This window comes from Roseovarius nubinhibens ISM, from assembly GCF_000152625.1.
GTDB lineage: Bacteria > Pseudomonadota > Alphaproteobacteria > Rhodobacterales > Rhodobacteraceae > Roseovarius > Roseovarius nubinhibens.
Map to the genome: position 1 here is coordinate 2,006,158 of NZ_CH724156.1, position 17,585 is coordinate 2,023,742.

At 66.0% G+C, this 17,585-nt stretch carries 16 protein-coding genes; 10 read left to right on the top strand and 6 right to left on the bottom strand.

Annotated elements, in window-relative coordinates:
• The first annotated feature begins 3 nt into the window (after positions 1–3).
• From moaB to ISM_RS09620, 3 genes are all read left to right on the top strand, one after another.
• Entirely contained in the window at positions 4–546 is a 543-nt protein-coding gene (gene moaB, locus ISM_RS09610) for a molybdenum cofactor biosynthesis protein B (RefSeq protein ID WP_009813959.1), read from the top strand.
• Between the two features lie 71 nt (positions 547–617).
• Complete coding sequence (locus tag ISM_RS09615; RefSeq protein ID WP_009813960.1) at positions 618–2,063, top strand: efflux RND transporter periplasmic adaptor subunit; 1,446 nt, start codon at positions 618–620, stop codon at positions 2,061–2,063.
• 3 nt (positions 2,064–2,066) lie between these two features.
• Entirely contained in the window at positions 2,067–5,438 is a 3,372-nt protein-coding gene (locus tag ISM_RS09620; RefSeq protein WP_009813961.1) for an efflux RND transporter permease subunit, read from the top strand.
• Here the strand turns inward: ISM_RS09620 and ISM_RS09625 are convergent.
• Complete coding sequence (locus tag ISM_RS09625; RefSeq protein ID WP_009813962.1) at positions 5,417–6,214, bottom strand: protein-disulfide reductase DsbD domain-containing protein; 798 nt, start codon at positions 6,212–6,214, stop codon at positions 5,417–5,419. The two genes, ISM_RS09620 and ISM_RS09625, sit on opposite strands and share 22 nt — an antisense overlap.
• A 130-nt stretch (positions 6,215–6,344) precedes the next feature.
• Between ISM_RS09625 and ISM_RS09630 the strand changes: the two genes are divergently transcribed.
• Positions 6,345–6,911, top strand: a complete 567-nt coding sequence (locus ISM_RS09630; RefSeq protein ID WP_009813963.1) for a YqgE/AlgH family protein — start codon at positions 6,345–6,347, stop codon at positions 6,909–6,911.
• Positions 6,912–7,110: 199 nt separating this feature from the next.
• Here ISM_RS09630 and ISM_RS09635 read toward each other — a convergent pair whose 3' ends face one another.
• A complete protein-coding gene (locus ISM_RS09635) occupies positions 7,111–8,064 on the bottom strand; it encodes an L-threonylcarbamoyladenylate synthase (RefSeq protein ID WP_009813964.1) in 954 nt (317 codons plus the stop codon).
• Between the two features lie 99 nt (positions 8,065–8,163).
• Here ISM_RS09635 and ISM_RS09640 point away from each other — a divergent pair, with 99 nt between their 5' ends.
• Positions 8,164–9,873 (top strand): acyl-CoA dehydrogenase, encoded by a 1,710-nt coding sequence (locus ISM_RS09640; protein WP_009813965.1) that lies wholly within the window; start codon positions 8,164–8,166, stop codon positions 9,871–9,873.
• Here the strand turns inward: ISM_RS09640 and ISM_RS09645 are convergent.
• Complete coding sequence (locus tag ISM_RS09645; RefSeq protein WP_009813966.1) at positions 9,870–10,337, bottom strand: SRPBCC family protein; 468 nt, start codon at positions 10,335–10,337, stop codon at positions 9,870–9,872. The two genes, ISM_RS09640 and ISM_RS09645, sit on opposite strands and share 4 nt — an antisense overlap.
• Positions 10,334–10,675 (bottom strand): ArsR/SmtB family transcription factor, encoded by a 342-nt coding sequence (locus ISM_RS09650; protein ID WP_009813967.1) that lies wholly within the window; start codon positions 10,673–10,675, stop codon positions 10,334–10,336. The genes ISM_RS09645 and ISM_RS09650 overlap by 4 nt, the downstream gene beginning before the upstream one ends.
• Before the next feature lie 176 nt (positions 10,676–10,851).
• Between ISM_RS09650 and ISM_RS09655 the strand changes: the two genes are divergently transcribed.
• The 5 genes from ISM_RS09655 to ISM_RS09675 all read left to right on the top strand — a co-directional run bounded on the left by ISM_RS09655 (position 10,852) and on the right by ISM_RS09675 (position 14,006).
• Positions 10,852–11,916: an MBL fold metallo-hydrolase gene (locus ISM_RS09655; protein ID WP_009813968.1), complete on the top strand. Its 1,065-nt coding sequence runs from the start codon at positions 10,852–10,854 to the stop codon at positions 11,914–11,916.
• 3 nt (positions 11,917–11,919) lie between these two features.
• On the top strand, positions 11,920–12,375 hold the full coding sequence (locus tag ISM_RS09660) for a DUF6173 family protein (protein ID WP_009813969.1): 456 nt from the start codon (positions 11,920–11,922) through the stop codon (positions 12,373–12,375).
• A 105-nt stretch (positions 12,376–12,480) separates the two neighbouring features.
• On the top strand, positions 12,481–12,615 hold the full coding sequence (locus ISM_RS09665; protein ID WP_009813970.1) for an aa3-type cytochrome c oxidase subunit IV: 135 nt from the start codon (positions 12,481–12,483) through the stop codon (positions 12,613–12,615).
• A 63-nt stretch (positions 12,616–12,678) separates the two neighbouring features.
• A complete protein-coding gene (locus tag ISM_RS09670) occupies positions 12,679–13,284 on the top strand; it encodes a hypothetical protein (RefSeq protein WP_040617996.1) in 606 nt (201 codons plus the stop codon).
• Between the two features lie 119 nt (positions 13,285–13,403).
• Positions 13,404–14,006, top strand: coding sequence for a glutathione S-transferase family protein (locus tag ISM_RS09675; protein WP_009813972.1), 603 nt, complete (start codon positions 13,404–13,406; stop codon positions 14,004–14,006).
• Between the two features lie 75 nt (positions 14,007–14,081).
• On the opposite strand, the gene ISM_RS09680 is transcribed toward ISM_RS09675, so the two are convergent.
• Together ISM_RS09680 and ISM_RS09685 are read right to left on the bottom strand one after the other, a co-directional pair.
• Positions 14,082–15,467, bottom strand: coding sequence for an aminotransferase family protein (locus ISM_RS09680; RefSeq protein WP_040618437.1), 1,386 nt, complete (start codon positions 15,465–15,467; stop codon positions 14,082–14,084).
• Positions 15,468–15,681: 214 nt separating this feature from the next.
• Positions 15,682–17,466: an ABC transporter ATP-binding protein gene (locus ISM_RS09685; protein ID WP_009813974.1), complete on the bottom strand. Its 1,785-nt coding sequence runs from the start codon at positions 17,464–17,466 to the stop codon at positions 15,682–15,684.
• Positions 17,467–17,585: the final 119 nt, after the last annotated feature.

Genomic DNA, 17,585 nt, shown 5'->3' on the forward strand with positions numbered 1-17,585 from the left:
AGCATGAGCCGCATCGACGAGAGCCGCGATTTCATCCCCGTGCGCATCGCGCTTTTGACCGTGAGCGACACCCGCCAGGCGGGCGACGACCGGTCGGGCGATGTGCTGGCGGCTCGGCTCGGCGAGGCCGGGCATGTGCTGGCCGCGCGCAAGATCCTGCGCGACGAACGCCACGAGATCGCCGAGCAGCTGCGCGTCTGGGTCGCCGATCCGGAGATCGACGTGGTGATCAGCACCGGCGGCACCGGGCTCACCGGGCGTGATGTCACGGTCGAGGCGCATCGCGACGTCTATGAAAAGGAAATCGATGCGTTCGGCACGGTGTTCACCATCGTGTCGATGCAAAAGATCGGCACCTCGGCGGTGCAGTCCCGGGCCACCGGTGGCGTGGCGGGCGGCACCTATCTCTTTGCCCTGCCTGGCAGCCCCGGCGCCTGCAAGGATGCCTGGGACGAAATTTTGGTCAAACAGCTCGATTACAGGCATATGCCCTGCAATTTCGTTGAAATCATGCCCCGTCTCGACGAACATTTGCGCCGAAAATAAAAAACTGTGACGGAAGCCGCGGCCTCGGCCGTATAAGCTCTGTCCGACAGTCCTATCCAAGGCCATTTGCAATGCGTTTTCTGCGTCAAAGCCTCACCGGCTTGATCCTAGCCTCTATCACCTTGGCGTTTCTGGCGCTGGCCGTGCACATGGTCTGGAGCGCCGTGTCGGAGCGATTGGCGAGCGAGCCGCGCGCCGAGCCGCGCCGCGAACGGGTGTTTGCGGTCCATGTGGTCGAGGCCGTGGCACGCGAGGAACAGCCGGTGCTCATCGCCTTTGGGCAGGTGCAGAGCCGTCGGACGCTCGAAATCCGGGCGCAGGTCGCGGGCACACTCATTGCTCTGTCGGAAGAGTTCGTAGAGGGGGGCGAGGTCACCAAGGGTCAGTTTCTGGCGCGGATCGATCCCGCCGATGCCGAGGCGGCGCTGGCGGGGGCAGAGAGCGATCTCGCCGATGCGCAGGCCGACCGGCGCGATGCGGAGCGCAGCCTCGTGCTCGCCCGCGATGAAGAGGCGGCGGCGCGCGAACAGGCCGAGCTGCGCCAGACCGCGCTCACCCGTCAGCAGGATCTAGAGGCGCGCGGCGTCGGCACAGCGGCCACGGTGGAAACCGCCGCCCTTGCCGCCGCACAGGCGCGTCAGGCGGTGCTCAGCGCCCGTCAGGCCGTGGCCAGCGCCGAGGGCCGCATGGATCAGACCGCCAACGCCCTGACCCGTGCCAGATTGGCCCGCGACGAGGCGGCGCGCCGTCTTGCCGAGACCGAGATCAGGGCCGAGTTCGCCGGGCGGCTGAGCGGGGTGGATGTGGTCGAGGGCGGCATCGTGTCGACCAATGAACGGCTGGCCGATCTGATCGACGCCGAGACGCTCGAAGTGGCCTTCCGGGTCTCGACCCCACAGTTTTCGCGGCTCTTGGGGCCGGACAACCGGCTGCTCGACGCGCCGGTGCGGGTGACGCTGGACGCCTATGGGGCCAATATCACCGCCGAGGGGCGGCTTGTGCGCGCGAGCGCGGCTGTGGCCGAGGGCGAGACCGGGCGGCTGGTCTTTGCGCGGCTCGCAGCGGCGCAGGGGCTCAAACCCGGCGATTTCGTCACCGTCGCGGTGAACGAGCCGCCGCTATCCGACGCGATCCGCCTGCCGGCCACGGCGCTCGGTGCCGATGGCGCGGTGCTGGTGCTGGGCGATGATGACCGGCTCGAAGCGGTGCCGGTGCGTTTGCTGCGCCGCCAGAGCGACGAGGTGCTGGTGGCCTCTGACAGGCTCTCGGGTCTGCGGGTGGTGGCCGAACGCTCGCCGCTGCTCGGCGAAGGTATCAAGGTGCGGGCGCTCGGCAGTGACGGGGCGCAGGCAGCGGAGGTGCCGCTCACCGATGCGCGGCGGGCGCGGCTCATCGCCTATGTGCAAAGCGCGCCGAATATTCCGAGCTCGGAACGCGACCGGCTCTTGCAGCAATTGGAGCGCGAGCAGGTGCCTGCGGGGCTTGTCCAGCGGCTCGAAACCCGGATCGGAGGCTAGGCCATGGCGCGCGACATCCCTCCGGCGGCGGGCGGTATCCTGTCCTATTTCACCCGCCACCGGACGGCGGCGAACCTGCTTTTGGTGGTGATGGTGGTGCTCGGCCTCGCCGCGGCCCCCAATATGCGGGCGCAGTTCTTTCCCGATGTGGTGGTCGAAACGGTCAGCGTTTCGGTCGAATGGGAGGGTGCCGGGGCCGAGGATGTGGACGCGGCCATCGTGCAGGTGCTCGAGCCCACGCTGCTGGCGGTCGAAGGCGTCGAGACCGGCAGCTCGAGCAGCAGCGAAGGCCGCGCCTCGATCACGCTCGAATTCGAGCCGGGCTGGGACATGGGGCGCGCCGCCGATGATGTGCAGAGCGCGGTCGATCTGATCACCACCCTGCCGGAGGCCTCGGAAGAGCCGAGCGTGAGCCGGGGCGCCTGGCGCGACCGGGTGACCGATGTGGTGATCACCGGGCCGGTGGGCAGCGAGCAGCTGGGCCGGTTCGCAGACGAGTTCGTCTCGCGGCTCTTTGAAGTGGGGGTCACGCGGACCACGTTGCGCGGCGTCTCGGCGCCGGAAACCATCGTCGAAGTGCCCTCGGTCAATCTCATGGCTTATGACATCACCATGGCCGAAATCGCCGCCAGGGTGGGGTTTGAGGTCAACGCCACCCCGGCGGGCGATGTGGCGGGGGCCAACAGCCGGGTGCGCACCGGCGTTGAAAAGCGCAGCGCCGCCGATGTGGCGGGGATCGTGCTGCGCACCAATGCCGATGGCTCGACCCTCACGGTGGGCGATATCGCCACGGTCCGGACCGAGGGCATCGCCCGCGAACGCAGCTATTTCGTCGGCGACGATCCGGCGATTTCGATCCGTGTCGACCGCAGCGCCAGCGGCGACGCCATCGGCATTCAGACCACCGTCGAAGAGGTCGCCCGCGAGATGCAGGCGAGCCTGCCCGAGGGGGTCAGCGTCGACCTGATCCGCACCCGGTCCGAGCTTATCTCGGCGCGGCTCAACATCTTGTTGGAAAACGGGCTTATGGGGCTCGTGCTGGTGGTGGCGTTGCTGTTTCTCTTCCTCAACACGCGCATCGCCTTTTGGGTCGCGGCGGGCATTCCGGTGGCGATGCTGGCGGCGATTGCCTTTATGTATATCGCGGGGCTCACCTTCAACATGATCTCGCTTTTCGCGCTGATCATCACGCTCGGCATCGTGGTGGATGATGCCATCGTGGTCGGCGAACATGCCGATGCGCGGGCCCGGAAATTGGGCGAACGCCCCATGGTGGCGGCGGAAAACGCGGCGCAGCGCATGGCGATGCCGGTGTTCAGCGCGACGCTGACCACGCTCATTGCGTTTTTCGGGCTGACGGTGCTCAGCGGGCGGTTCGGCTCGCTCATCTCCGACATGCCCTTTACGGTGATCGCGGTGCTGCTGGCGTCGCTGGTCGAATGTTTTCTCATCCTGCCCAACCACATGGCCCATGCGCTCACCCATTCCGGCGAACGGCATTGGTATGACGCGCCGAGCCGGATGGTGAACCGGGGCTTTATCCGGGTGCGCGAGCGGCTGTTTCGGCCTGCCATGAGCTTTGTCGTCTGGGCGCGCTATCCGGTGCTCGCCTTGATGCTGCTGGCGCTGGCGTCGCAGCTCGCGGTCTTTGCCCGGGGCGACGTCAACTGGCGGTTTTTCAACGCGCCGGAGCGCGGCAGCGTGACCGGCAATTTCGCCATGGCGCCGGGGGCGGAACGGGCGGATTCGCTCGAGATGATGCGCGAATTGCAGCGCGCGACCGAGGCGCTGGGCAAGGAATACGAGGCAAAGCACGGCCGCAATCCGATCAGCTATGTCATTGCAGAGGTTGGCGGAAATGCGGGCCGGGGCCTTGCGGGGACCGAGAGCAAGGATGCCGATCAGCTGGGCGCGATTTCGATCGAGCTCATTGATGCGGACCTGCGGCCCTATTCGAGCTTTGCCTTTGTGGCCGATCTGCAAGAGGCGGTGGAGGCGCATCCGCTGGCCGAAACGGTGAGCTTTCGCGGCGCGCGGTCAGGGCCCGGGGGCGATGCGCTCGACGTGCAGTTTTACGGGGCCACGGCAGAGCAGCTCAAGGCGGCGTCGCAGGCTCTGAAACAGGCGCTTTCGGCCTATCCCGAGGTCTCGGCGGTCGAGGATGACATGGCCTATGACAAGGACGAGCTGATCCTCGATCTGACACCGCAGGGGCAGGCGCTCGGCTTTGACATCGATGCGCTGGGGCGGGTGCTGCGCAACCGGCTGGGCGGGATGACGGCGGCGGAATATCCCGATGGGCCGCGCAGTGCCGAGATCCGGGTCGAGCTTCCCGAGGACGAGCTGACGGCGGATTTTCTGGAGGGGATGCAGCTGCGGACCCCGTCGGGCAGCTATGTGCCGCTGGCCGAGCTGGTGAGCGTCGAGCGGCGGGCGGGGTTTTCCACGGTGCGGCGCGAGAACGGGCTGCGGCTCATTTCAGTCACCGGCGATATTTCCGAGGACAACCCGGCACGGGCGCAAGAAATTATCGAGGCGCTGGAAGGGGATATCCTGCCGCGCATCGCCAGCGAATTGCAGGTCGAATGGCGGCTGTCGGGGCTGAGCGAGCAGGAGGACACGTTCCTCAAGGAGGCGCGGCTTGGCCTGATCCTGACCATGACGGGGATTTACCTCGTGCTGGCCTGGGTGTTTTCGAGCTGGACGCGGCCGCTTGTGGTGATGGCGATCATTCCCTTTGGCCTCGTCGGGACGATCTATGGGCATCACCAATGGGGCGTGCCGATGTCGATTTTCACGGTCGTCGGGCTGATCGGGATGAGCGGGATTATCATCAACGATTCCATTGTCTTGGTCACCACGGTCGACGATTACGCCAAGGAGCGTGGCCTCATCCCGTCGATCATCGACGGGGCGGCGGACCGGCTGCGGCCGATCATGCTCACCACCTTGACCACGGTGCTTGGCCTTGCGCCGCTGCTCTTTGAGCGGTCGCAACAGGCGCAGTTCCTCAAGCCGACGGTGATCACGCTGGTCTATGGGCTCGGTTTTGGCATGGTGATGGTGCTGCTGGTGGTGCCGGCGCTGATGGCGATGCAGCAGGATGTGGCGCGGCAATTCGCGGCGCTGCGCCATGGGCTGCGGTTCCGTCAGGCGCCGGTGCGGCTGGCGCTGACGCTGGCGGTGGGCGGGATCCTTGGCTGGTTCGTGGTGACGTTGGGGGCGGCGCTTACCACCGGGGCGGCGCTCGTCGGCGCGCCCGGGACAGGCCCGGCGCTGGGCCTGTTCATCGCGGGTAGCGTGTTGATTTCCCTGCTGGTTTTCGCGGTTCTGGCAATCGGACAGATGCGCCGTCAGGGGGCGGGGCAGCCCTGAATATCCACCGCCTTTGACGCGCCGAGCACCGTGAGCCGCAGGGCGGAGCGGTCAATCGCGAAGGGGCGGCCTTCGACATGGGTCATGTAGCTCTGCACCGTGAGGCTCTGGCCTTGGCGGCTGGCCTTGGCAGGGGCGACCCAGATCAGCGGGTTGCCGGCCTCCATCACCACGGTTTCGGCGCCGCCGGTGGTGGGAAGGGTGAGGCGGGCGGTGATGCTCATGCCGTCCTTGGCGGGGGTGATCTGGCAGGAGACATGGGTGAGCCCGGCCTCGCGGGCGGTCAGCGGCTGGGCCGCGAGGGCGGCGGCGACGCGTGGATCGGGGCGGGTCGTGGCGCGGTCCAGAAGGCCCGAGACCTCGACCTGCGCCGGGATGCAAATGTCTTCGCACACGCCGAGATCGACCACCCCGCGCAAGGTCACGTCACCGCCGGATTTGCGCGGTTTGACATGCAGGGGAAGGGTCACTTTTTCCTTGTATCCTATGGACTTGAGCCCCGCCTGATCAATGATGCGCGGGCGCGGCCAGAGCACCTCGACCCCGGCCAGATTGCCCGATCCGCGCCAGTCGAACTGGGGCGGGATACCGGCGTCGCCGGGGGCGCGCCAATAGGTTTTCCAGCCCGGCGCGAGGGTGAATTCGATCCCCGCCATATGGCTGCCGTCGGCGAGACGCCAGCCGGGCAGGATGCGGGCCGAAATGACTTCGCCGGACTGGGCGGAAAGCGGGCTGGCGGCGAGGGCCAGAAGGAGGGAGAGGAGACGTATGATCATGGGCGCGAGGATGGGGCAGGGGGGCGGGAATGCCAATTCACAATCGCGACAAGGGCCAAATGCGGCATCGGATTGCCCACGAATGCAGCCTCTGCTTGCAACCCCGCGCGGGGCAGACCATTGTTGAGATATGAGCAGCGAAACCGATCTCACGGGCAAGCTTTTGATCGCCATGCCGGGCATGGGCGATCCCCGGTTCGCGCATTCCGTCGTGTTGATGTGCGCCTATTCGCCGGAGGGCGCGATGGGGCTGATCATCAACAAGGTGACCGACGAGTTGCGGCTCGATAACCTGTTGGAACAACTGTCTATTCCCAAGTCCCCCATGGCCCGCGACCTGCCGGTGCATTTCGGCGGTCCGGTGGAGCATGGGCGGGGTTTCGTGCTGCATGATCCGTCCTATGAATCGGCGATTTCAACGCTCGAAGTGACGCCCGAATTCTCGATGACGGCGACCATGGATATCCTTGAGGATATGGCGCAGGGGCTGGGGCCGAGCGACGTGATTTTGGCGCTGGGCTATGCCGGGTGGGGGCCCGGGCAGCTCGAGGGGGAGATCGCCGGGAATGGCTGGCTCGTCTGTGATGCGACGCGGGATTTGGTGTTCGCGGCCAAGGATGGCGAGAAATGGGAGGCGGCGCTGGCGAGCCTTGGAATTTCGCCGCTGATGCTCTCGGCGGAGGGCGGCCGGGCCTGAGCTGCGACTCAGGGTCGAAACCCCTTGGTTAACAGGCGAAATTGCCCCGAAATGGCACATCGGCAGCACGTCGGTATTGCGTCGGTAAGACGACAGTGCGGATTTCGGGAACTGGCCCCGGTTACAGCACCGCGCGCGGCGTTAACCGGTAAATTTCGGGTTACACCACCGTTTTCGTAAATAAAGTCTGAAGAATGCCCTAGCGCGGCGCGGCGGCGCGGCGGAGCCGGTCGTTGATGGCGAGGCCGAGCCCGGTGTCGGGCACCGGGGCCACGGCGATGCCGTCAGGCGCGCGGGCGTCGAGCGCGTGCAGGTGGCCAAAGAGGTTGGCCGCCGCCTCGGTCAGATCGCCCGAGGCCGAGAGATTGAGATCGCAGTCCATCGGGCCGAAGCCGAGGAACAGCTCGCCCGGTTCGGCGGCGCGGGCGTTGAGCCGCACCGAGGCACCCGGCGCGTAATGCGAGGCCATCTGGCCGGGGGCGACCAGCGGATCGCCGGTGCTGTGATGGACGAGCGCCATGCCGAGCGCCGCCTCGATCGGCCCGGTGGGCAGACCGCCGGGACGCAGGAGCGTCGGGCTGCGGCCAAGGCCGAGAATGGTGCTTTCCAGCCCGACATCGCAGGCCCCGCCATCGAGCACGGCGGCGATGCGCCCGCCGAGACCGGCGAGCACATGGTCGGCGGTGGTCGGGCTGATCCGGCCCGAGGGGTTGGCTGAGGGGGCAGCAACGGGACCGGCAAATTCCGACAGCAGCCGTTGCGCCACCGGATGCGCGGGCAGGCGGATGGCCAGCGTCGGCAGATCGGCAGTCACCAGCGGCGACAGCCCGGCATCGTCGCGCAGGGGCAGCACGAGGGTGAGCGGGCCGGGCCAGAAGGCCTGGGCCAGCCGGTCGGCCTGATCCGACCAATGCACGTAAGCTTGGGCGCGGTCGATACTGTCGACATGGACGATGAGCGGGTTGAAGCGCGGCCGGCCCTTGGCCTCGAAGATGCGGGCCACGGCCATATCATTGCGCGCGTCGCCGCCAAGCCCGTAGACGGTTTCGGTGGGCAGCGCGACCAGCCCGCCGTCGCGCAGGATGGCGGCGGCGCGGGCGTGGCCCTCGGCATCATCGGCAAGTCGGAGCGTTTCCAGATCAGAGGGGGTCATTTGTGACGCGGCGTTTCGATTGATGGTGACTGTGAGGGGCTTAGGCTAGATTGCAAGGGAATGCAAAGCCGGGACGGGCTGGGACGCAAGGAGTGCAGCATGACATATCGTGCGCCGGTTGAGGATTATCAGTTCATTTTTGACCATGTTGTGGGTCTCGAACAGGTGACCGGGACAGAGCGATTCGCCGAGGCGACGCCGGATCTGCGGGCGGCGATTCTCGGCGAGGCGGGGCGCATGTGCGAAGAGGTTCTGGCGCCGTTGCAGCGGGCCGGGGATCTGACGCCGGCGCGGCTCGAGAACGGGGTGGTGCGGACGAGCCCGGGCTTTGCCGAGGGCTATCGCGCCATTGCCGAGGGCGGCTGGGTGTCGATTGCGGCGGACCCGGCGCATGGCGGCATGGGCCTGCCTGCGAGCCTTGCCACGGCGGTCAATGAGATGATGAGCGGCGCTTGTCTCAGCCTGCAGCTCAGCCCGTTGATGACGCAGGGCCAGATCGAGGCGCTCGAACATCATGCGAGCGACGAGATCAAAGAGGTCTATTTGCCCAAGCTGGTGAGCGGCGATTGGGCCGGGACGATGAACCTGACCGAGGCCCATGCCGGATCGGATGTGGGCGCGCTGCGCACCAAGGCCGAGCCGCAGGGCGATGGCAGCTATGCGGTGACCGGGCAGAAGATTTTCATCAGCTGGGGCGACAATGACATCACCGAGAATGTCTGTCACCTCGTGCTGGCGCGGCTGCCGGGGGCACCGGAGGGCACCAAGGGGATCAGCCTCTTCATGGTGCCGAAATATATCCCCGATGAGGCGGGCAACCCGGGTCAGGCCAATGATCTGCGGGTGGTGAGCCTCGAGCATAAGCTCGGCCTGCATGGCAGCCCCACGGCGGTGATGCAGTTCGACGGGGCGCGCGGCTGGCTCATCGGCGAGGAGGGCGGCGGCATGAAGGCGATGTTCACCATGATGAACAACGCCCGGCTTGGTGTCGGCGGGCAGGGGATCGGCGTCGCCGAGGCCGCCTGTCAGACCGCGCTCGCCTATGCCGAGGAGCGGGTACAGGGCCGCAGCGCGGGGCCGGAAAAGGCGATCATCGGTCATGCGGATGTGCGCCGGATGCTGGCCGAGATGCGGGCCGATACCTTTGCCGCGCGGTCGATTGCGCTCGCCTGTGCGGTGGCGATCGACATGGCCCATGCCACGGGCGGCGCGGACTGGGCGGCGCGGGCGGCGTTTTTGACGCCTATCGCCAAGGCCTTTGGCACCGAGACCGGCATGCGGGTGGCCGAGTTGGGCGTGCAGGTGCATGGCGGCATGGGCTTCATCGAGGAAACCGGGGCCGCGCAATATAGCCGCGATGTCCGGGTCACCGCGATCTATGAGGGCACCAACGGCATTCAGGCGATGGACCTTGTGGGCCGCAAGCTCATGGATGGGGGCGAGGCGGCGGCGGCGATCCTGGACGAGATCGAGGCCCAGGCCGAGGCGGCGCGGGCCGAGATGCCGGAGCTGGCCGAGCCGGTCTGGCAGGCCGCCGAGAACCTGCGCGAGGCGATGGAATGGATGCTCGCGCAGGGCGAGATGACCGAGCGCTTTGCCGGGGCGGTGCCGTTTCTCATGGGGTTCGGCCGGGTTCTGGGTGCGCATTATCACCTGTCGGCGGCGATGGCCGAGGGCGAGGAGGGCAAGCGGCATCGGCTGGCGCGGTTCTATATCCGGCGGCTGTTGCCGCAGAGCGCCGCCTATCTCGCCCATGCCACGGCGGGGGCCGAGGGGGTGATGGCGCTCAGCCCGGACGATCTGCGTTAGGACAGGCTCTGGGCGTAGCGTTCGAGCTGATCGGCGACGGTGCCCCAGCCGTCGTGAAACCCCATGTCCTCATGGCTCTTGCGGGCCTCTGGCGAGCGGTGGCGCGCGGTCGCGGTGTAGAGCGTGCCGCCCGCGCCATCGTCTTCGAGATCGAGAATCGCGGTCATGAAGGGATCGGGGGCGGGTTTCCAGCCCTCGCTATAGCCATCGGTGAAGACCAGCCGGGTCTGTGGCACGACCTCGAGATAGACGCCGGTATTCTCCATTTCCTGCCCCTCGACGAGGAAGGTGGTGTTGAACCGGCCGCCGACGCGCAGGTCGATGTCGCAGCGCGTGACCTGATGCGGCGCGGGGATGAAGAAATGCGGGATATGGTCGGGCGAGGTCCAGCACTCCCAGATCAGCGCCCGGGGTGCGGCGAGGCGGCGGGTGAAACTCAGGTCGGTCTTGGGGTCGAGCATCATGAGCTGCGGTCCTTCATCAGGGTTGTGACATAGCTGTCGAGCCGGTCGAGACGGCCCTCCCAGAGGCTGCGCTGGGTGGCGAGCCAGTCGGTGGCGGGGGCAAAGGCCTCGGGGGCGAGCGCGCAGAGCCGGCTGCGGCCCTGCTTGCGGGTGGTGATGAGCCCGGCGGCCTCGAGACGGGTCAGATGCCCCATGAAGGAGGGCAGCGACATGTCATGCGGCGCGGCGAGCTCGCTCACGCTGGCCTCGCCCCGGGCGAGCCGTTCGAGAATGCGCCGCCGCGTCGGGTCGCCCAGCGCGGTGAAGCAGTCGGAGAGGGTCGAATCATACTTAGCCATGCGCCTAAGTATTGGCGGCGGGCGCGTGCGGTCAAGGGAAAACTTAGGCCCGAGCCTAAGTGACGCGACGCTGTGGCGGCGGGATAGGGCAGGCGGGTTGACCTTGCCGCACCTGCGGGGTCTGTTGGGCGCGAACCGGGGCAGCGCGCCCCGAGGCGCAGAGGGGGCCTCCGCAGATGCAAGACATGACCAAGCCGCGCGGCATTCAGATGCCATGGCCCACGCCGCCCGCCGAGGGCGAGGCCGTCGAGATCGCGCCCGGGCTGCTCTGGCTGCGGCTGCCGCTGCCGATGGCGCTCGACCATGTGAATATCTATGCGCTGGACGAGGGCGAGAGCTGGACCGTGGTCGACACGGGCATTCATTCGAAACGGGCGGTGGCGCTCTGGGAGAAGATCCTCGCCGGCCCCCTGGCGGGCAAACCGGTCAGTCGGGTGATCCTGACCCATCATCACCCGGATCATATCGGCATGGCGGGCTGGCTCATGGAGCGGTTCGGGGCGGAGCTCTGGATGTCGCGCACTGCCTGGCTCATGGCGCGGATGCTCATCCTCGATGTGGAGGAGGTGCCGACCGAACAGGCGCTCGACTATTGGCGCAGTGCCGGGATGGACCCAGAGATTTTCGAGACGCGGCGCACGGGCCGGCCCTATAATTTCGCCGATACCTCCTATCCGCTGCCGGTGGGCTATCGCCGCCTGCGCGAGGGCGAGGTGATCCGGGCGGGCGGGCGCGACTGGGATGTGCGGCTTGGCAATGGCCATGCGCCGGAGCATGTCACGCTCTGGAGTCGCGACGATGCGCTGGTGATAGCGGGCGATCAGATCATCAGCTCGATCAGCCCCAATATCGGCGTCTATCCGACCGAGCCGGAGGCCGATCCGCTGGCCGAGTGGCTCGAATCCTGCGAGCGGCTGGCGGGGTTTGCGCGCGAGGATCATCTGGTGCTCAGCGGGCATAAGCTGCCCTTTACCGGGCTGCCGCATCGGATGCGGCAATTGATCGACAATCACCACGGGGCCTTGCGCCGTCTCGAGGCGCATCTGGCGACCCCGCGCACCGCGGCGGAGTGTTTCGCGCCGCTCTTCAAGCGGCGGATCGATGCCGGCACCTATGGGCTGGCGCTGGTTGAAGCGGTTGCACATCTTAACCATCTCTATCAGGCTGGCCGCATCACGCGGGCGCGGCGCGCCGATGGGGCGTGGCTGTGGCAGGCACAAGAGGGCTGCAAGAAAGGCTGAGCGATGGAAGACGAAATCAGGACATCCGCCGAGGCGATGGAAGCGGCCGCGATCCCGCGCTGTCGCGAGGTTCATGCCGATCCCAAGCGCTGTCGTGGCGGCGAGGATGTGGTGGAAGGCGTCGAGCTCGAACCTGTCGAGCAGAAAAGCCCGGCGCAATGGGCCTATGAGCGGCTCATCCTCTATATCCAGAATTTCGAGAAGACCCTCGATAATGAACATGAGGTCGCCATGGGCTTTGCCGGGGATTCGACCGGGGTGATCCGCATCGAGGGCATGGGCTATTTCGACCCGGATATCGTGACCTTTTACGGCAGTGATGCGACCGGGGCCAAGACCCAGCTCATCCAGCATGTGACGCAGCTCAGCGTGATGCTGCGCGCCCTGCCGAAACAGGTTGAGGAAGAAGAGCCGACACGCATCGGGTTCCGGCTGGCGCAGGGGCTCAAACCCGAGTGAGGGGAGGGCGATTTTCGCCCGCCCTGCGACAGCATGGGGCGTGACAGCCCGCGGCAAATGCAGTAACAGGCTGACCAACACGCGATTTGAAAAGGATTTGGCACGATGGCCGAGTACAAGCATGGCGAAATGGACATCACCGTTCAGGAAAAGACCTTTGAGCAATTCATCAAATGGTCGATGCGCGTTGGCATCTTTTCGATCGGGGTTCTGATCTTCCTCGCGATTTTCAACGGCTGATCCAGCTGCTGATCTGACGGCGGCCCCAGAGCGGGCCGCGTCGCAGTTCTTGGGGGACGGGACATGCGCCCAATCGGGTTTGCGCTTTGCGCGATGCTGGCGCTCGGCGGGTGCGCGGGCGAACGTGTCTGGGCCCCGGACGAGGCCGTCAAGGCCGCGGCCTATCGCCATGACGGGCCGCCGCGCCTGACCCTCTTTACCATGCTCAACAACAAGACCGGGGCGGGGGCGCATACCTCTCTCATGGTCAATGGCTCGCAGCGGATCATTTTCGATCCGGCGGGGTCGTTCGGGCATGAGACGATCCCCGAGCGCAATGACGTGCTCTTTGGCGCGACGCCGCCGGTGGTCGATGTCTACACCCGCTATCACGCGCGCGAGACCTATCACGTCAAGATCCAAGAGCTCGACGTGTCGCCCGCCGTGGCGCAAAAGGCGATGGCGCTGGTGCAGGGCTATGGCGCGGTGCCGAGCGCGCAATGCGCGCGCAGCACCTCGAGCGTTTTGGCCGAGCTTTTCCCCGGTCAGATCGCGGCGACCTGGTATCCCAAGCAGCTCGCCGAGCAGTTCGGCCAATTGCCCGGCGTGCGCGAGCAGGTGCTGCATGAATATGACAGCGACGACAATTCCAAGGTGCTGGCCGCCTGGGACCCTGCCAAGGTGAATTGAGGCGGGGCCTCTGTTTTTTCAAAGAGTTAGCATGAGGTGGGCAGGGCCGGGAGGCTCCTGACCATTTCTGTCGTGCGCGGCGGTTAGGTCGGGGCAATGTTCATTTTCAGGAGCTTGCCATGCCCACGCTTTACCACGCCCCGCAGTCCCGGTCCTCGTCGCTTCTCGTGCTGGTCGAGGAGATGGGGATCGGCGATCAGATTGATGTCGTCGAGGTCCATGTCCGCCGCCAAGATGGCAGCGGCGGTCCCGATCCGCGCAATCCGCATCCCGAGGGAAAGGTGCCCTATCTGGTGGCGGGCACGGATCATCTGCGCGAGCGTGGGGCGATCGTGGCCTATCTCACCGACCGCTTTCCCGAGGCGGGGCTTGGCCGGCCTGTCGGGCACCCGCAGCGCGGCACCTATCTCAGCTGGCTGTTCTATTATCAGGGGGTGATGGAGCCGGTGCTGGTGCTCGACTGGGCCAAGGTGGATCACCCGGCGGTGCGGGCGACGTTTCGCGATCTGGAGACGGTGTTTGCGCGGCTGTCGGAGGCGCTGACGGATCAGCCCTATCTTCTCGGGAAAAGCTATTCGGCGGCGGATCTACTGCTCTCGAGCCCGTTTCAGTGGCTGCCCGAGGCGTTGCCGGAGGACCCGGCGATCCGGGCGTGGGTCGCGCGCTGTGCCGACCGGCCGGCGATTGCGGCGGTGGCGGCGCGGGAGGCGGCGCTGGTGTGAGCCCGGCAGGTGCGGCCCATAAAAAACGCCCCGTGAAACTCACGGGGCGTTGCCAGGTGCAGGGAGGGTATTGGATCAGCCGAAGACCTTGGTTAGGGCCTTGTCGGTGGCCTCGATGATCTGGTCGATGTCGTCCTTGGTGGCGATCAGCGCGGGCGAGTAGCACAGCGTGTTGTTGAAGCCCGGGATCGAACGGTTGGTGACCCCGATGATCACGCCTTGGGCGCCACAATCGCCGACCACGGCCTGAGCCTGCTTTTCGTCCACCGGCTCTTTGCTCGACCGGTCGGCGACCAGTTCGGCGCCGAGGAAGAGGCCCTTGCCGCGGACATCGCCGATGACGGCATGCTTGTCCTTGAGCGCGTGCAGCTGGTCGAGCATGTAGGCGCCCATGGCGTTACAATTGTCGAGCAGGTTCTCTTCTTCGATGATCGCCATGTTTTCCAGCGCCGCGGCGGGACCGGCGGTGCAGCCGCCAAAGGTCGAGATGTCGCGGAAATAGTTCAGCGGATCGCTGGCGTCGTCCTTGAAGAGCTCGAACACGCGCTCGGAGGTGACGCAGCAGGCGATGGCGGCATAGCCGGAGGCGACGCCTTTGGCCATGGTCACGAAATCGGGCTTCACGCCGTAATGCTGATAGCCGAACCAGGTGCCGGTGCGGCCGACGCCGCAGACCACTTCGTCGATATGCAGGAGGATATCGTATTTCTCGCAGATTTCCTGCACGCGGGGCCAGTAGCCTTCGGGCGGCACGATGACGCCGCCGCCGGCGGTGATCGGCTCGAGGCAGAGCGCGCCGACGGTGTCGGGGCCTTCGGCGAGGATCACCTCTTCGATCGCATTGGCGGCCGCGATGCCGTATTCCTCGCCCGAGAGATCCCACTGGGCGCGGTATTCAAGGCAGTGCGGCACACGCACGAAACCGGGCACATAGGGGCCGTATTGCGCGCTGCGCTCGTCCTGACCACCGGCCGAGAGCGTGGCGATGGTGGTGCCGTGATAGTCGCGGTCGCGGTAGAGGATCTTGTGCTTTTTGCCGCCATAGCGTTTGTGCGCGATCTGGCGCACCATCTTGAACGCCTTCTCATTCGCCTCGGAGCCCGAGTTCGTATAGTAGACGCGGGTCAGGCCGGGCATTTTCGAGATCAGTTTCTCGGAGAAGAGCGCGCCGGGGATCGAGCCTGCGGAGCCTGCGAAATAGGGCAGTTTCACCAGCTGGTCACGCACCGCGTTGGCGATCCGTTCGCGGCCATAGCCCACGTTGACGGTCCAGACGCCGCCGGAGACCGCGTCGACATATTCCTTGCCCTTCTGGTCCCAGACGCGCATGTCCTTGCCTTCAAGGATGATCCGCGGCTCGCCGGTTTCGAACGGCTTGTGCTGGGTCAGGTGGTGCCAGACATGGGCGCGGTCAGCGTCCACGATTTTTTCGATATCGTTATCGAGGAATTTTCCGTCCATCATGAAACTCTCCATCGGGATGGGACGCGGCAGCGGCCGGTCGCGGGGTCTTTGCTATTCGATCCACCTGTTTGGCCTCAGAATCGGGAAATGCGATAGGGCCAGAGGGCGTATACTTATAACACCAGATGGAGCCATACCCTAATCCTGGCCCTGCCACCCCACGGGTTTGCGCCAGAATATGCCGGGATTTCGTCAGTCGGGACCTGCGGGCTCAGCGCCCGTCATAGCCGCGTTTCTGCGCCTTGTAGAGCTGGGCATAGAGGCCGTTCTCGGCCAGGAGCTCGTCATGCTGGCCGTCTTCAACGAGACGCCCGCCTTCGAGCACGAAGATCCGGTCGGCGTCCGAGATCGAGCTCAGCCTATGGGCCACGATGATGGTGGTCTTGCCCTTGGTGAGCCGGGTCAGCGCCGCCTTGATCCGTTCCTCGGTGGCCTGATCGAGCGCCGACGTCGCCTCGTCCAGCAGCAGGATCGGCGCGTCGCGCAGGAAGGCGCGGGCGATGGCGATGCGCTGTTTCTGGCCGCCCGAGAGCTGGGCGCCCTTGGGGCCGACGGGGGTGTCGCCGCGACGGCGGATCAGCTCGGCGATGTCGGCATCCTCGGCGGCCTGCCAGACCTCGGCCTCGGTGGCGTCGGGGCGCACATAGCGGATGTTGTCCCAGATCGAGGCGTTGAAGATCACGATATCCTGGGCCACCACCGAAAACGCGCCGCGCAGCGATCCGACCTTGAGCCGATCGATGGGCGTGTCGCCGATGCGGATTTCGCCGCCTTGCGTGTCATAGAGCCGCGACAGCAGCGACAGGATCGTCGTCTTGCCCGAGCCGGTGGCGCCGACGATGGCCGAGACCTTGCCGCCGGCGAATGTCAGGTCGAGCCCGTCAAAGAGCGGCTGTTCCGGGTCATAGGCAAAGCGCACCTTGTCCAGCGTGATGTCGGCGCGGGTGTCGAATTCGGCCAAAGCCTCGGCGTGGTCGGCGATGGTGGGGGTCTGATGGAAGAGGCCGCGCACCCGGTCGAGCAGCACCAGATTGGCCTGCAACCCGCCGAAGAACTGCGCCAGGAGCCGGGCCGGATCGAACACCATGACCATGCCGAGAAGGAAGGTGATGATGCCCGCGCCATCGACGTCGAATTCGGGGCGGAGCACCATATAACCGCCGCCGCCGATCACCAGCACATAGACGAAGGCCGAGCTCAGGTCGATCGAGGGCATGACCAGCGCCTGGGTGATCTGCACCCGGTTGAGCAGGTCGCGGATGGATTTGGTGCCCTGCATCAGCCGCGAGACTTCCATATCCTCCTGGCTCGAGATCTTGACCGTGCGCATGCCGGTCACGGTTTCCTCGATCCCGTTCATATAGTTGGCGATGGCGGTTTCGGCCTCGCCCTGCGCCTGTTTCACCCGGTCCGAGACATAGTTCATCACCCAGATGATGAAGGGCAAAACCACCACGGCGGTGCCAAAGAGAATGGGGTTCTTATAGATCAGATAGCCCGAGACGATGATCACGGTCACCGCGTCGCGCACCGCATTGGCGACGCCGAGGCCGACGAACATGCCAAGCGTCTGGGTCTGGCTCACGATACGCTGGATGATTTCGCCGGATTTGGTGCGCTCGAAATAGGCGAGGTCGAGCTTCATCAGATGGGTGAGCATGTCGCGGCGCATCTCGAAGATCGCTTGGTTGGCCATGCGCACCGTGACCAGCGGCACCAGATAGGACATCAGCCCGCGCACCGCGAAGAGGAAGAAGACCGCGAGACAGACCATCGCCAATTCGCGCAGCGTGCCGCGCTCGAAGATCACCCTGAGGCCGTTTTCGGTCATCGACAGGAATTGCTGGAACACCACGCCCTGCACGAGGATCATGGCGAGCACGATCAGCAGCTTGCCCATATGTTTGCGCAGGTAGTTCGACCAGAACCAGCGCATGTTGTCGCGATCTGCCTGGGAATAGAGCGGGCCGCGTTTCTCTTTGGGGGTGTCGGTCATGAAAGGGCCTGATTGCTATGCGGAGCGGGGCAGCGTGAGAGGCCCGGGGGGACCCGGGCTTGGCTGCTCTTACCCGGTCTGGCGGCGGAGGTCACGCCTTGGATCGCCTGAGAGCGCCC